Source organism: Streptomyces sp. NPDC003379, from assembly GCF_053589195.1.
In genome coordinates, this window is sequence record NZ_JBSFRK010000017.1 from 50482 (window position 1) to 64213 (window position 13732).

General features: G+C 71.4%; 15 protein-coding genes and 1 pseudogene. 8 read left to right on the forward strand and 8 right to left on the reverse strand.

The annotated features are described in order from the left end of the window. The first annotated feature begins 12 nt into the window (after positions 1–12). The 3 genes from ACWDVB_RS18680 (at position 13) to ACWDVB_RS18690 (ending at position 3310) form a co-directional block, all read left to right on the forward strand. Positions 13–768 (forward strand): SDR family oxidoreductase, encoded by a 756-nt coding sequence (locus ACWDVB_RS18680; protein WP_451513789.1) that lies wholly within the window; start codon positions 13–15, stop codon positions 766–768. A gap of 167 nt (positions 769–935) precedes the next feature. Then, positions 936–2525 carry an ABC transporter substrate-binding protein gene (locus tag ACWDVB_RS18685; RefSeq protein WP_451513837.1) on the forward strand — a complete coding sequence of 530 codons (1590 nt, stop codon included), beginning with the start codon at positions 936–938 and terminating at the stop codon, positions 2523–2525. A gap of 101 nt (positions 2526–2626) precedes the next feature. Next, on the forward strand, positions 2627–3310 hold the full coding sequence (locus ACWDVB_RS18690) for a uracil-DNA glycosylase (RefSeq protein WP_451513788.1): 684 nt from the start codon (positions 2627–2629) through the stop codon (positions 3308–3310). A gap of 6 nt (positions 3311–3316) precedes the next feature. On the opposite strand, the gene ACWDVB_RS18695 is transcribed toward ACWDVB_RS18690, so the two are convergent. Further along, on the reverse strand, positions 3317–3730 hold the full coding sequence (locus tag ACWDVB_RS18695; RefSeq protein ID WP_451513787.1) for a DUF3224 domain-containing protein: 414 nt from the start codon (positions 3728–3730) through the stop codon (positions 3317–3319). Between the two features lie 115 nt (positions 3731–3845). Here ACWDVB_RS18695 and ACWDVB_RS18700 point away from each other — a divergent pair, with 115 nt between their 5' ends. Continuing rightward, entirely contained in the window at positions 3846–4808 is a 963-nt protein-coding gene (locus tag ACWDVB_RS18700; protein ID WP_451513786.1) for a helix-turn-helix transcriptional regulator, read from the forward strand. Positions 4809–4906: 98 nt separating this feature from the next. Beyond that, entirely contained in the window at positions 4907–5395 is a 489-nt protein-coding gene (locus ACWDVB_RS18705; RefSeq protein WP_451513785.1) for a hypothetical protein, read from the forward strand. Between the two features lie 52 nt (positions 5396–5447). Here ACWDVB_RS18705 and ACWDVB_RS18710 read toward each other — a convergent pair whose 3' ends face one another. Together ACWDVB_RS18710 and ACWDVB_RS18715 are read right to left on the reverse strand one after the other, a co-directional pair. Beyond that, complete coding sequence (locus ACWDVB_RS18710) at positions 5448–5924, reverse strand: hypothetical protein (protein WP_451513784.1); 477 nt, start codon at positions 5922–5924, stop codon at positions 5448–5450. A gap of 141 nt (positions 5925–6065) precedes the next feature. Then, entirely contained in the window at positions 6066–6659 is a 594-nt protein-coding gene (locus ACWDVB_RS18715) for a TetR/AcrR family transcriptional regulator (RefSeq protein WP_451513783.1), read from the reverse strand. Between the two features lie 146 nt (positions 6660–6805). Between ACWDVB_RS18715 and ACWDVB_RS18720 the strand changes: the two genes are divergently transcribed. Beyond that, complete coding sequence (locus ACWDVB_RS18720; RefSeq protein WP_451513782.1) at positions 6806–8050, forward strand: FAD-dependent monooxygenase; 1245 nt, start codon at positions 6806–6808, stop codon at positions 8048–8050. 31 nt (positions 8051–8081) lie between these two features. Then, positions 8082–8987 (forward strand): Gfo/Idh/MocA family protein, encoded by a 906-nt coding sequence (locus ACWDVB_RS18725; protein ID WP_451513781.1) that lies wholly within the window; start codon positions 8082–8084, stop codon positions 8985–8987. Here ACWDVB_RS18725 and lnt read toward each other — a convergent pair. The 4 genes from lnt to ACWDVB_RS18745 all read right to left on the reverse strand — a co-directional run bounded on the left by lnt (position 8969) and on the right by ACWDVB_RS18745 (position 12360). Next, on the reverse strand, positions 8969–10954 hold the full coding sequence (gene lnt, locus ACWDVB_RS18730; RefSeq protein ID WP_451513780.1) for an apolipoprotein N-acyltransferase: 1986 nt from the start codon (positions 10952–10954) through the stop codon (positions 8969–8971). The two genes, ACWDVB_RS18725 and lnt, sit on opposite strands and share 19 nt — an antisense overlap. A gap of 170 nt (positions 10955–11124) precedes the next feature. After that, positions 11125–11622 carry a nuclear transport factor 2 family protein gene (locus tag ACWDVB_RS18735; protein ID WP_451513779.1) on the reverse strand — a complete coding sequence of 166 codons (498 nt, stop codon included), beginning with the start codon at positions 11620–11622 and terminating at the stop codon, positions 11125–11127. Between the two features lie 80 nt (positions 11623–11702). Next, positions 11703–12209, reverse strand: a complete 507-nt coding sequence (locus ACWDVB_RS18740; protein WP_451513778.1) for an NUDIX hydrolase — start codon at positions 12207–12209, stop codon at positions 11703–11705. 1 nt (position 12210) lies between these two features. Beyond that, on the reverse strand, positions 12211–12360 hold the full coding sequence (locus tag ACWDVB_RS18745; protein WP_451513777.1) for a hypothetical protein: 150 nt from the start codon (positions 12358–12360) through the stop codon (positions 12211–12213). Positions 12361–12883: 523 nt separating this feature from the next. Between ACWDVB_RS18745 and ACWDVB_RS18750 the strand changes: the two genes are divergently transcribed. Next, the gene (locus ACWDVB_RS18750) at positions 12884–13531 is read left to right on the forward strand and encodes a hypothetical protein (protein ID WP_451513776.1); all 648 of its coding nucleotides are present in this window, start codon (positions 12884–12886) and stop codon (positions 13529–13531) included. Positions 13532–13576: 45 nt separating this feature from the next. Here ACWDVB_RS18750 and ACWDVB_RS18755 read toward each other — a convergent pair. Next, positions 13577–13699, reverse strand: a pseudogene (locus ACWDVB_RS18755) (undecaprenyl-diphosphatase); the annotation flags it as partial. Positions 13700–13732 lie beyond the last annotated feature (33 nt).

Genomic DNA, 13732 nt, shown 5'->3' on the forward strand with positions numbered 1-13732 from the left:
GAAGGCGAGATCATGGCTGTGCAGGACAGTGGGAAGACCGCGCTCATCACGGGCGCGAGCCGCGGCATCGGCTACGGCATCGCCGAGGCCCTGGTCGCCCGGGGCGACCGCGTCTGCATCACCGGACGCAACGAGGACGCCCTCAAGGAGGCCGTCGAGAAGCTCGGCTCCGACCGGGTCATCGGCGTCGCGGGCAAGGCCCACGACGAGGCCCACCAGGCCGTCGCCGTCGAGCGCATGATGGAGGCGTTCGGCCGGGTCGACTTCCTGATCAACAACGCCGGTACGAACCCGGTCTTCGGGCCGATCGCCGACCTCGACCTCAACGTGGCCCGCAAGGTCTACGAGACCAACGTCATCTCCGCGCTCGGCTTCGCCCAGCGGACCTGGAAGGCCTGGCAGAGCGAGAACGGCGGCGCGATCGTGAACATCGCCTCCGTCGCGGGCGTCTCCGCCTCACCCTTCATCGGCGCGTACGGGATGAGCAAGGCCGCCATGGTCAACCTCAGCCTTCAGCTGGCGCACGAGTTCGCGCCGAAGGTGCGCGTGAACTCCATCGCGCCCGCGGTCGTCAAGACCAAGTTCGCCCAGGCGCTCTACGAGGGCCGCGAGGCGGAGGCCGCCGCCTCCTACCCGCTCGGCAGGCTCGGCGTGCCCGAGGACATCGGGGGCGCGGCCGCCTTCCTCACCTCAGGCCAGTCCGACTGGATCACCGGCCAGACACTCGTGGTCGATGGCGGCATCTTCCTCAATGCGGGCGTCGGCTGACCAAAGCCTCACAATCCTCGGGTACGCCGTCAAAAGTGACGTACACGCGCATCAAGTGCCCTGTCGGCGCCAGCAGTTGGCCCGGCGGGGCACTGCGATATTGTCTGCCGACCCCATGGCATGGCCGATCGAGGAGCGTGCGCGTGTTCAGTGAAGTTGCCCTTGCGATGCGTGCGAGGGGTCTGCGGCAGGTGGCGGCGCTCGCGTCCATGTCACTGCTCGCGGGTTGCGGAGTGCTGTCCTCCGAGGGGCCGGACGAGGAACAGCGGATCACCGTAGGCACCATGAGCGCGCCCACCACCCTGGACCCGGCCAAGGCCTGGGACAGCTCCTGGGAGCTGTACAGGAACGTCTTCCAGACACTGCTCAGCTTCCCTTCGGGAGCCACCGAACCGGAACCGGACGCCGCCGAGTCCTGCGAGTTCACGGACGCCTCCAGCACGGTCTTCGCCTGCGAGCTGCGCGAAGGGCTGAAGTTCTCCGACGGCGACGAACTGGACGCGGCGGCCGTCAAGTACTCCTTCGACCGCATGCGCACGATCGAGGCGAAGGGCGTGGTCAAGGGCGGCCCCATGGGGCTGCTCGGCTCGCTCAAGGAGGTCGAGGCCAAGGGGGAGCGGACTGTCATCTTCCGGCTCAAGAAGGCGGACGCGACGTTCCCGTTCGTGCTGTCGACACCCGCCATGTCGATCGTCGACCCCGGCGACTACCCGGCGGACAAGCTCCGCGAGGGCAACGAGATCACCGGCTCCGGGCCGTACGCCCTGGAGGCGTACACACCCGGCCAGAAGGCCGAACTGGTCAAGAACAGTCACTACAAGGGCGCGGCCGACGTCAAGAACGACGCCGTCACCATCCGCTACTACAAGAAGTCGTCGGCGATGGTCGACGCCATCAAGGAGAAGCAGATCGACGTGACCTTCCGAGGTCTCGCCTCCGAGGACATCGTCGCCATGCAGGGCAAGGGCCGGCGCGAGCAGGACATCGAACTCGTCGAGGGCGCGGGCACCGAGATCCGCTACCTGGTGTTCAACACCAAGGACCCCTGGGCACGGAAGCTGCCGGTCCGGCGGGCCTTCGCGCAGATCGTCGACCGCGCCGCCATCGCCCACAAGATCTACAAGGACACCGTCGAACCGCTCTACTCGATGGTGCCGAGAGGGCTCACCGGGCACGCCACCGGGTTCTTCGACGACTACGGAGACCCCAGCACGGCCAAGGCCAGGAAGATCCTCACCGACGCCGGCATCAGCGCGCCCGTGCCGCTCACGCTCTGGTACACCACCGACCGTTACGGCTCGGCCACCGAGCTGGAGTTCGCCGAGCTCAAGCGGCAGCTGGAGGGCTCGGGCCTCTTCGAGATCACGCTCAAGAGCCGCCCGTGGACGGAGTTCCAGGAGGGCTACAGCAACGGCGAGTACCCGGTCTTCGGACGCGGCTGGTTCCCCGACTTCCCGGACGCCGACAACTTCATCGCGCCGTTCGTCGGCCCGAAGAACGTGCTCAACACGCCCTACGTGTCCAAGGAGATCACCGACCAGGTGCTGCCGCGCCAGCGCAGGGAGACCGACCGGAACGCGGTGGTCGACGATTTCGAGCGGGCCCAGGACATCCTCGTCGACGACGTCAGGCTGCTGCCGCTCTGGCAGGGCAAGCAGTACATCATGGCCAGTGAGGAGATCGCGGGTGGCGAACGCGCGCTCGACCCCTCGGCGATCATGATGATGTGGGAGCTGCAGCGCAAGACGAGCTGGTAGCGGGCGTCGATCGCGCCGGGCGGAGCGGGGGGCCGGGTCGATTGTCAGTGGCCGCCGGTAGGTTCTTCAGGAGAAGTGACCGCACATCGGAGGTTGTTGACGTGACCGACATCGCCATGCTGCCCGCGTCCTGGCGCGGAGTCCTCGGCGAGGAGCTGCAGAAGCCCTACTTCAAGGAGCTCACCGAGTTCGTCGAGCGCGAGCGCGCGACGGGTCCCGTCTACCCTCCGCGCGAGGAGGTCTTCGCCGCCCTCGACGCGACGCCGTACGAGCGGGTGAAGGTCCTGGTCCTCGGCCAGGACCCCTACCACGGCGAGGGCCAGGGCCACGGGCTGTGCTTCTCCGTGCGCCCCGGCGTGAAGACCCCGCCCTCGCTGCGGAACATCTACAAGGAGATGAAGGAGGAGCTCGGCCACCCCGTGCCGGACAACGGCTATCTGATGCCGTGGGCCCAGCAGGGCGTCCTGCTCCTGAACGCGGTGCTCACGGTCCGCGCCGGCGAGGCCAACTCCCACAAGGGCAAGGGCTGGGAGAAGTTCACGGACGCGGTGATCCGCGCCGTGGCCGACCGCCCCGACCCCGCCGTCTTCGTGCTGTGGGGGAACTACGCCCAGAAGAAGCTCCCGCTCATCGACGAGGAGCGGCACATCGTCGTGAAGGGCGCGCACCCCTCGCCGCTGTCCGCGAAGCGGTTCTTCGGCTCGCGCCCCTTCACGCAGATCAACGAAGCGGTGGCGGCGCAGGGGCACGAGCCGATCGACTGGCGGATTCCCGACCTCGGCTGAGAGCGCTCAGCCGCCGATCGGGATCGTGTAGTCGAAGGTGTACGGGGTGGACTTGTCCCCGTGCCGCGCGGTGAACGTGCCGGTACCAGTGAGCCCGGCCAGCTCACCGGTGCCCGAGCCGGACAGCACGGTGAAGGCGCACTCGATGCCGTCGTCGACGAACGAGCCCTGCTGCTCGATGATGAACGAACCCTTGTGGCCGTCGAGCGTGCCCTCGATGAACTCGTAGCCGACATAGCCGCCCGTCGTCCCGCTCGTATACGCGATGGTGTACTCGCACGAGGTGCCCGCCGCCTCGATGGCGCCGGTGTAGTCGTTGGTGACGGCGGCGTGGGTGATGCGGGCGCCGCCGTCCGCGCCCGCGACGGGCTGCTCGTTCCAGGCGGCGAAGGTGAAGGTGCCGGCGGTGGTCGCGGTCATGGGGGTCCTCCTGGGAGCGGTGCGTCGCTGGTTCGTTTCTGCTTGCGAGGAGGACTCTGCCGGACGTACCTGACATCTTCTGTCAGGTACGTCCGGCACGGCACACTTGGGCCCCATGCGCGCCGACCGGCTCCTCGCCCTCCTTCTGCTGCTCCAGAACCGCGGGCGCATGACCGCGCCGGAACTCGCCGGGGAGCTGGAGATCTCGGTCAGGACCGTCTACCGGGACGCCGAGGCGCTCGCCGCCTCCGGGGTGCCCGTCTACGCGGAGCGGGGCCCGGCGGGCGGCTTCCGGCTCCTCGACGGCTACCGCACCCGGCTGACCGGCCTCACCGACGACGAGGCCGACTCCCTCGCCCTCGCCGGGATGCCCGGGGCCGCGGCCGACCTCGGCCTCGGCGCGGAACTGGCCACCGCCCAGCTGAAATTGACCGCCGCGCTGCCCACGGGCCTCGGGGAGCGGTCGCGGCGCATCCAGGAGCGCTTCCACCTCGACGCCGCCGCGTGGTTCCGCACCGCCGACCCGGCGCCACGGCTCGCCGCGGTCGCCGAAGCCGTGTGGCGGCAGCGGGTGCTGCGGGGGCGCTACCGGCGCTGGGGCGGCGAGGTCCAGCGGGAGCTGCACCCCTTGGGGCTGGTCCTCAAGGCGGGCAACTGGTACCTGGCGGCGGCCGTCGACGGTGACGTACGTACGTATCGGGTGTCGCGGTTCCTGACGGTGACGATGGCGGAGGAGACCTTCACGCGCCCCGCGGACTTCGATCTGGTGGCGTACTGGGAAGAGGCGTCACGCGGCCTTGAGGCTCGGGTGCTGCACAGCACCGCGCGGCTGAGGGTCTCCCAGGTGGGGCTGCGGCTGCTGCCCGCCATGTTCGGGGCGGCGGGGGCGCGGGCGGTGGAGGGGGCGGCTGCGGCCGACGCGGACGGCTGGGCCGAGGTCGACCTAGAAGTGGAGGCGCTACCGGTGGCCGTGAGCGACATTCTCCGGCTCGGCCTGGAGGCGGAGGTGCTCGGGCCGTCCGAGCTGCGCGCCGCGGTGATCAGGAGCGTCACCGGGCTGGCCCAGCGGTACGCGTGAGCGCCGCCGCCTGTGAACGTGCCTGACCGCGATTGTCAGTGGTGGCGGCTAGCGTCGTGAGGGATGGGGGCGATGGCCGTACGACCATGGAGGACTCGGTGACGGAGCAGCAGGAGCAGACGGCGGAGGACGCGATGATGACGCGGATCGGGCAGGCGGTCATGCTCCATCACGGCGGAGACCGCGAGGAGGCGCAGGACCGCTTCCTCGGCCTGTGGGGGGAGATCGGCGAGGACGGTGACGCGCTGCACCGGTGCACGCTCGCGCACTACATGGCGGATACACAGGAGGACCCCTCGGCCGAACTGGCGTGGGACCTGCGGGCGTTGTCGGCGGCGGACGAGCTCACGGACGAGCGCCTGAACGCGCACCACCAGTCGCTCGCGGTGCGCGGCTTCTACCCCTCCCTGCATCTGAACCTCGCCGCTGACTACGTGAAGCTGGACCGCCCCGAAGCGGCCCGGAGCCATCTGCGCCGGGCCCGCGGCGCGGTGGACGCGCTGGAGGACGACGGATACGGCAACGGCATCAAGGAGGCCATCGCGAGGCTGGAGCGGGAGGTGGGGGAGGGGAGCGAGGAGGAGTGAGGAGGAGTGAGGAGGGGCGAGGGGTAGTGCTAGGTGACGGGGCGGGGGTCTTTCAACGGCCGTATGTCTCCCGGCAGATGGTCGACTGGGGGCTTCCCGGCTCCCAGCCTCCATACGCCTCGCCGAGCGCGCACACGTCGACGGTGGGGAGCTGCGAGGGCGGGGCGGGGCGGGTGGCCCCCGCGTCGGGTCGGGCCGCGGCGGGTCTGCGCACCGGCGGCGGCTTCGGTGGCTCGGAGCGGGGCCGAGGGACGGTGGGGCGGGCGTCGGCGACAGGGGTCCGCGGCGCGGGGCGACGGGGCGGGTCCATGCGCTGTAGCGCCTCCCGCCCGGGGGGCTGCTCGACCCGCGGCCGGCTTCTCCCCTCGGTGCGGGGCGCGGTCGGCGACGCGGTGGCCGAGGCGGGGGCGGGCCTGGCCGACCGCTCGACGCTCACGCACCCGGAGGCGGCGGCCGTGACGGCCAGGGAGGCGAGGAGCGCGGCGGCGGCAGTGGCGGTGGCGGTGGTGGTGGCGGGCGGTCGATGCATCCCCCCAACCCTCCAGGGCCCGGGGGCTTTTGGGGCTGAGATGTGGGGGAGGTTGCCCCGCATGGGTGACGGGGAGGCGGGTGGGCGGGGGTGGGCAGAGCGCGGCAGACGCACTGGTGACGTCATGGGGTCATGGCGACGTCACTCGGGAAGCATTCCGCGCAGCAGCTCCCTCGCGCTTGCCCGGAGGGCTTCCTCCGTCGGCGCCGTGGCGTGGTAGGAGCCCGCCACGCAGGAGAACATCATGCCGTCGCACCAGGCCACCAGGGAGAGCGTGTGGCGTTCCGGGGTGGGGGAGCCCGCTGACCTCAGCAGGGCCTCAAGAGGCTCCCTGAACTGGGCGCCGGCCGCGTCGTAGTAGGCGCGCAGCTCCGGTCGGCGCGTGGCTTCGAGGGCCAACTCATAGCGGGAAAGGAGGAGTTGACGGTGGTCGCCGGTCAGGTAGCGGTGCAGGGCCAGGGCGAGCCCGGCGGCGAGGTGGTCGCGGCCGGCCGCCGGGTCCGGCAGTTCGGCGGGGTCGAGCACCTCCGCCTCCCGCTCCGCCTGCCGCCGCACCGCCGCCTCCAGGAGGGCGAGGCGCGTGCGCGCGTGGTTGGACGTCGAGCCTTGCGGCAGCCCCGCCGCCTCGTCGACGGCCCGGTGTGTGAGGCCGCGCATGCCGCGTTCGGCGAGCAGGGTCAGGGCGGTGTCGGCGATCAGTTCGGTGCGGGGCGACCCCGTGCTGCGTACGGACATGACGGAAACCTTACCCGGCCGCACTACGGCTGTAGTACGGTCTACTCACCGCGTCACTACAGCTGTAGTGACGGGAGGGCGACGCGTACGCGGCCGCCGTGTGCGGTACAGCAGCCGCCGTGTGCGGTTACAGCAGAGGAGGAGCCATGAAGCAGCAGCCCCACGCAGTGGTCATCGGCGGTGGCATCGGCGGGCTCACCGCGGCCATCGGCCTGCACGAGTCCGGCTGGAGCGTCACCGTCCTGGAGCGCGCCGCCTCCCTTGAACCCGTCGGCTCCGGCATCGGGCTCGCCCCCAACTCCCAGCGCGCCCTGGACGTCCTCGGCCTCGGCGACCGCGTACGCGCCCTGTCCTCCTGGCAGGGCCAGATCGGCATGCGGACCCGGAACGGCCGCTGGCTGGTGCGTACGAGCGCGGCCGAGGCCGACAGGACGTACGGCGGAACGCTCGTGATGCTGCACCGCGCGACCCTCGTCGACCTGCTGGTCTCCGCGCTGCCCGACGACGCCCTGCGCACCGGCGTGCGCGCCCGCCTCTCCGACCCCGGCACCGCCGACCGCCGGGCCGTCGTCGCCACCGACGACGGGGACATCGAGGCGGACCTCGTCGTGGGCGCAGACGGCATCAACTCCGCCGTGCGTACGGCCCTTTTCCCGGCCCACCCCGGACCCGTGTACGCCGGTTTCACCGCATGGCGGTTCGTCATACCCGCGCCTGAGACGCCCTTCGCGCCGCACGAGACGTGGGGCCGCGGCGGCGTATGGGGCACGCAGCCGCTCAAGGACGGCCGGGTGTACGCGTACGGCACGGCCCGGCTGCCCGAAGGCGGCAAGGCGCCCGACGGTGAGAAGGCGGAGCTGCGGCGGCGCTTCGCCGACTGGCACGACCCGATCCCCGAGCTGATCGACGCCGTCAGGACCGAGGACATCCTGCGCAACGACGTCCGCCACCTTCCGGCACCGCTCGCCGCCTTCCACCGGGGCCGCGTCGCCCTCGTCGGGGACGCCGCGCACGCCATGACGCCGAGCCTCGGACAGGGCGGCAACCAGGCCATCGAGGACGGCGTCGTGCTGGCCCATCACGCGGCGCCCGGCGGCGACCTCGGGGCGGGCCTCGCCGCCTACAGCGCGGCGCGGGTCCCCCGTACCACGGAGATCGTCCGGCGGGCCGCGCGCGCCTCCCGCGTCACACACCTGACCAGCGCCCCGCTCGTCGCCGTACGCGACGCCCTGATCTCCACGGCGTCGCGGTTCGGCCCGAACCTCATCCTGCGCGGCTTCGCCTCCATCGCCGACTGGCGACCACCGCAGGCCCCGTATGCTGCGGGAACGGCGACCGAAGCGTCCGCGCGCACCGCGCGGGCGCCGGGGCGCGAGCCAGCACAGCGGTAGCAGTAGTGGTAGCGCTATTAGGGAGACAGTGGTGAAGGTCGGCTGCATCGGACTCGGTGACATCGCACAGAAGGCGTATCTGCCTGTCCTCACCACCCGGCCCGGCGTCGAGCTGCATCTGCAGACGCGCACGCCCGCGACGCTCGCCCGGGTCGCGGGCGTCCACCACATCCCGGACGCCCACTGCCACACCGACCTGGACGCGCTGCTCGCCCAGGGCCTCGACGCGGCCTTCGTGCACGCGCCGACCGCCGTGCACCCGGAGATCGTCACCCGGCTCGTCGAGGCGGGCGTGCCGACGTACGTCGACAAGCCGATCGCGTACGAACTCGCCGACTCCCAGCGCCTGGTGGAGCTCGCCGAGGAGCGCGGGGTCAGCCTCGCCGTCGGCTTCAACCGCCGCTACGCGCCCGGTTACGCCCAGTGCGTCGAACACCCGCGCGAGCTGATCCTGATGCAGAAGAACCGCGTCGGGCTGCCCGAGGACCCGCGCACGCTCGTTCTGGACGACTTCATCCATGTCGTGGACACGTTGCGTTTCCTGGCGCCGGGGCCGATCGATCACGTCGGCGTACGCGCGCGGGTCGTCGACGGGCTCATGGAGCATGTCGTGCTGCAGCTGGCCGGCGACGGCTTCACCGCGCTCGGCGTCATGAACCGGCTGAGCGGGTCCACCGAGGAGATCCTCGAAGTCTCCGGGCAGGACACCAAGCGGCAGGTGCTCAACCTCGCCGACGTCATCGACCACAAGGGCCAGCCGAGTGTGCGGCGGCGCGGCGACTGGGTGTCGGTGGCCCGGCAGCGCGGCATCGAACAGGTCGTCGTCGCCTTCCTCGACGCCGTGCGCGCGGGCAAGGTGCTCAGCGCCCGGGATGCGCTGGCGACTCATGAACTGTGCGAGCGCGTGGTCCTCGCGGCTCAGGGAGAGGGCGCCTGAGGCGTCCGAGGCTCCTGAGGCGTCCGAGCCGTCCGAGCCGTCCGAGCCGTCCGAGGCGTCCGACGCTCCTGAGGTGCCCGGGGGTTTCCGAGGCGCCCGGGGAGCCCGACGCGCTTAAGGCGTCCGGGGCGGCCGAGGTGCCCGAGGTGTCCGTCGCGCCCGAGGCGCTTGGTGGCCCGCGCGCCCTCGGCCGCGCAGAGCACCGCGAGCACCACGAGTGCGCCGTGCAGGGGCCAGTCACCCCACCTGACGTACGCCGTCACCCCCTCTCCGAGCGGAACGTCGTACACCGCGACGGCGCTCGCCGAGGTGCCGAGCGGGGTGCCGACGCGTGAGCCGTCCGGGGCGTAGACCGCGGAGACGCCGGTCAGGGTGGCGTGCACCATCGGGCGGCCCGTCTCCGCGGCGCGCACCGCCGCGAGCGAGGCGTGCTGCTCGGGGGCCCAGCTGGCCTGGAACGACGACGTGGCGGACTGGGCGAGTAGCAGCTCGGCGCCGTCCCGGGTGAGGTGACGGCTCATGTCGGGGAACGCCGACTCGAAGCAGACCAGGGGCCCGACCCGCAGGCCGTGCCCGGCGTCCATCACCACCTGGCGGTCGCCGCGCCTGCGGTCCTCGCCGGCGGCCTTGCCGACGGAGGTGGCCCAGCCGAGCAGGGAACGCGCCGGTATGTACTCCCCGAAGGGTACGAGCCGCATTTTGTCGTAGCGGTCGCCGGTCGGCCCGTCCGGGCCCACGAGCACGGAACTCTTGAAGATGCCGGGCCGGTCGGAGCGGCGCGCGTCCACGTTCACCAGGATGTCCGCGCCGACCTCGCGGGAGAGCGTCGCGACGCGGCGGGCCATGTCGGGCCGGTCGGCCAGGTCGAAGCCGACGCTGCTCTCACCCCACACGACCAGGTCCAGGTCCGGCTCCCGCCCAGCGAGCGAGCGGGTCAACTCCTCCTCGCGGGCGAACCGCTTCTCGGGTCCCGCGATGCCGTCGATGACACCGGGCTGCACGACGGCCACGCGGACTCGCCCGGCGGCGTCGGGCCGGGGTGCCCAGACCCACGCCGCGGCGGCGGCGACGGCGACGACTGCGAGGGCGAGGAGGCCGGTCAGGGCGGCGGGGCCGCTGGGGGCGGGGCCGCGGTGGGAGGGGCCTGTAGGGGGTTTGGGGGCGGTAGGAGGTGTGTGCCACGTGGCTTTGGGCACTGCCGCCGCGGGCCGCGCGGCTTTGAGCGGGGCCGCCCCGACAGCGCCGGGCGCCTCCCGCCTTTCGGGCACAGGCGCCTCCCACTCCCTGCCAGACCCGACCGCCTCGCCGCCCCGGGAGGCACGGCACGCCGTCGCCCTGCGCATCGTCCTTGCGGCGGGCGCCCGGCCCTGGGTCCACGCCACGACGAGCAGGGCGAGACCCGTGTTGACGGTCACCAGCAGCGCGCTGACCAGCCACACCCCGCCCACTGAGGCGAGCCGCAGAGCCGGAGGCAGTTGCCATTGGCTGGAGCCGAGCAGGCCCCATGGGCCGCCCAAGCCCTCCCAGGACCTGACCAGTTCCACCATCAGCCAGCCCGAGGGCAGGACCAGCAGCGCGGCCGCGGCGCGCCCGAGTGTCGGCACGCCGCCGAGGAGCCGCCGCACCAGCCAGCCCCACGGTGCCCACAACAGGCCGAGCAGCGCGGCGATGACGACCGTGAAGACATGCAGGCTCGGCAGCAGCCAGTGATGCACGGCGACCATGAAGCCGAGCCCGCCGAGCCAGCCGTCGGCCATGGCCCGCCGCCCGGTCGGGGCCGTACGGGCCAGGAGTATCCACGGCACCAGTGCGACGTACGCGAACCACCACAGCGACGGCGCGGGGAACGCGAGGGCGGGCAGCGCCCCGGCCAGGACGGCGAGGGCGCCTCGCCACCGGCGTGACGCGAGCAGCCGCTCGGCGCGCGGCCCGAGCCGCCCCCACCGGCCGTCGCCGAACAGATCCATGCAGCGCCTCCCTCGGTCCCCGACGCCCGATCGTGTACCCAGTGTGCGCGCCCCCGACGATCTAGAACAGTGGGCGTTTGTTCGGGTTCGGACCGCGTGAGCCGAGCGACGGCGAGGGACAGAGAGCGGCAGGCAGCGGCAGAGACTCATGGGGAGGGGCCTTGGTGGCGTCAGCCGCCGGCAGGCGTGGCGCGCGGCTGCTCGCTGACGCGGCGCCACTTCTCCCGCACGGTCACCTCGCGCAACCGCCAGCCGCCGTGCGTACGCAGCAGCGCGAAGGCGTAGCGCCCGCCGCAGACGAAGTCGGGCGCGGTGGAGGTCGCGGCGCCGTCGGCGGGGTCCGCGAACCGCATGGGGTTCACGTAGTCGGCCTGTACGCGCGCGGTGTCGCCGATGTCCTGGTCCAGCGTGCCGAACTCCAGCCTGCGGTTGACGATCAAATGCTGGCGCATCGGGAACATCCGCATCGTCTCGGCCAGCCACGCGGCCACCTCGGCGGACCCTCCCTCGATGCCGCCCGCCGAGCGGTAGTCGGCGCGTCCTTCTGGGGCGAACAGCTGTTGGTAGGCGTCCCAGTCACCGTCGTCGACGGTCACCGCGTACTCGGTGATGAGGGCATCGATGGCCAACCGGTCGATCACGGCGGCCAGTTCCACGCGCTGCGTCATCGGCTCAGTGTTGGGTACGACGGGGGCCGAGCCAAGGGGCGTGCAGCGATGAAGATTGCGTGGGGGACGGCGCGGCCGCGTCAAGAACGCGGGTGACCGTGGTGTTGATCGACGTCGGCGAGCGCGCGGCTGATCAGGTCATGGATCAGGAACTCCCCGGGTGCACGGTTCTCCTTGAGCCGGTGAAGGTCTCCAGGGCCGAACCAGCCGTACGCGCTGTGCTTGGACCACTCGAGAGCGGGGCGGCTCAGGTCTCCCTCGACATCGACGACGTAATCGGCCTCACGCCGCACACCACCGCCGTCGTCCCCCGTCCAGCCGGCCACGCCGAGAAACCGACGCACATGCCGCAATCGCCAGCCGGTCTCTTCCTCGATCTCGCGTGCGAGAGCGTCCAGCAGCGTCTCCCCGGGCTCGACATGCCCGCCGACGATGTCCCAGCTGTCGGGGAAGAGGCGGCGGTCGGGCCCCCGCTTCTGGGCGAAGGCCTCGCCCCGTTCATTGAGGACGACGGCGCCGACGGTCCAGGTCTCGCCGGCCGGGGGGACGGGCACGTGCACGTCCGGGCCGACGCCGTACGACGGCACGTCAAGCGGCCTTCACGATCTCTGAGCGGACCGCGGCCGCCCACTCCGTCACCAGTTGCTCGTACTCTCTGCGCTGTTCGGCGGTGAGGCGGCCGCCCGCGCGCAGCCACAGGCCGCGGATCCGCTCGTTCAGTTCGACGGAAGACCGCACGGAACCATGGGGTGGTGGGGTTAAGGGCATGGCGTCAAGCCTAGGGGATGGCTACGACATTCGGAACTGTCAGCTACCACACACCTCCGTGGGGTGATCGATCCCCGCTGTCTCCCCTCAGGTCGCCGCCCTCATACCGGTGTGGAACGGTAGAAAAACGACTCGGCATCACGTGCCGGACGTTCCTATCGAGCGATCGAGAAAGGTGGCGGCATGTCCTCGAAGCGACGCCGCAAGAAGAAGGCCCGCCGCAATCACGCGGCCAACCACGGCCGGCGCCCTCAGTCCTGAGCAGGCCGGGCCGACGCCCGCGCCGCCCCAGGAGACCCGCTCAACCAGTCGCCCCGAGGGGGTGGCGCGGCAACGCGGCGACGGCTCCACTTAGGCACCGTGTCAGGCCCGCCCGGTGCGGGCCTGACACCTATCCGGCCACCGCCGTGTCACAACGGCGTCACCGTGCCTTCACGGCCTCCCCACATGCCCGATGATGCCCTCTCAGCACATGCGCATCCCAAGGGGGATCATGCACACCCGCACCGCCATCGCCGCACTCATCACCAGCGCCGGCCTGCTCGCGCTCACCAGCTGCGGCCCCGACAACGGCACGAGCACCGGCACGAGCACCGGCACGAGCACCGGCACCGCCAAGGACAAGCCCGCCGCCGCTCACGACGCCGTCGGTAAGGCCGAGACAGCCGCCCTTGCCGACATGACCGGCAAGGGCCTCCAGTCCGCACAGGACCAGGCGCAGGAAGCGGGCTTCTACGGCCTCAGCTCACACGACGCGCTCGGCCGCGACCGGATCCAGGCCTTCGACCGGAACTGGAAAGTCTGCTCGCAGACCCCCAAGGCCGGCGAACACTCGACCGACACGAAGGTCGACTTCGCGACGGTCAAGCTAGAAGAGACCTGCCCGGCCAAGGGCGTCGGCGGCGACGAGCCGGAGTCCGCGGGGGCGAAGATGCCGGACTTCAAGGGCAAGGCCGTCAAGGTCGCGCGTGGCGCGCTCGACACCGGGACGAGCGTTACCGTCAACGACGCCTCCGGGCAGGACCGCTTCATCCTCATGGAATCGAACTGGCAGGTGTGCTCGCAGGAGCCGGCTGCGGGCGCGAAGCTCGACGGGCGGCCGGTGACGTTCTCCGCAGTGAAGTTCGACGAGTCCTGCTGACCAGCCGCATGACCGGTTCGGCCACTCCCCGGCGCACCGCGTCCAACCCGCCGATTCCCCCGCATGCGGACTCAGTACACCCATGCTGACCAGCACAATCAGCCCGAGTCCGAGCAGGAGCCGGTAGTAGACGAACGGCATGAAGCTATTGGTCGTGATGAACTTCATGACGGGTTCATAGGTCGAGGTCCTGAGTGCCTT

Excerpts from the sequence above, each read along its gene's own strand:
- ACWDVB_RS18695 (WP_451513787.1), bottom strand. The coding sequence starts at position 3,730 with ATGACCGCGACCACCGCCGGCACCTTCACCTTCGCCGCCTGGAACGAG.
- ACWDVB_RS18710 (WP_451513784.1), bottom strand. The coding sequence starts at position 5,924 with ATGCATCGACCGCCCGCCACCACCACCGCCACCGCCACTGCCGCCGCC.
- ACWDVB_RS18750 (WP_451513776.1), top strand. The coding sequence starts at position 12,884 with ATGCACACCCGCACCGCCATCGCCGCACTCATCACCAGCGCCGGCCTG.
- ACWDVB_RS18720 (WP_451513782.1), top strand. The coding sequence starts at position 6,806 with ATGAAGCAGCAGCCCCACGCAGTGGTCATCGGCGGTGGCATCGGCGGG.
- ACWDVB_RS18735 (WP_451513779.1), bottom strand. The coding sequence starts at position 11,622 with ATGACGCAGCGCGTGGAACTGGCCGCCGTGATCGACCGGTTGGCCATC.
- lnt (WP_451513780.1), bottom strand. The coding sequence starts at position 10,954 with ATGGATCTGTTCGGCGACGGCCGGTGGGGGCGGCTCGGGCCGCGCGCC.
- ACWDVB_RS18700 (WP_451513786.1), top strand. The coding sequence starts at position 3,846 with ATGCGCGCCGACCGGCTCCTCGCCCTCCTTCTGCTGCTCCAGAACCGC.
- ACWDVB_RS18715 (WP_451513783.1), bottom strand. The coding sequence starts at position 6,659 with ATGTCCGTACGCAGCACGGGGTCGCCCCGCACCGAACTGATCGCCGAC.
- ACWDVB_RS18680 (WP_451513789.1), top strand. The coding sequence starts at position 13 with ATGGCTGTGCAGGACAGTGGGAAGACCGCGCTCATCACGGGCGCGAGC.
- ACWDVB_RS18685 (WP_451513837.1), top strand. The coding sequence starts at position 936 with ATGCGTGCGAGGGGTCTGCGGCAGGTGGCGGCGCTCGCGTCCATGTCA.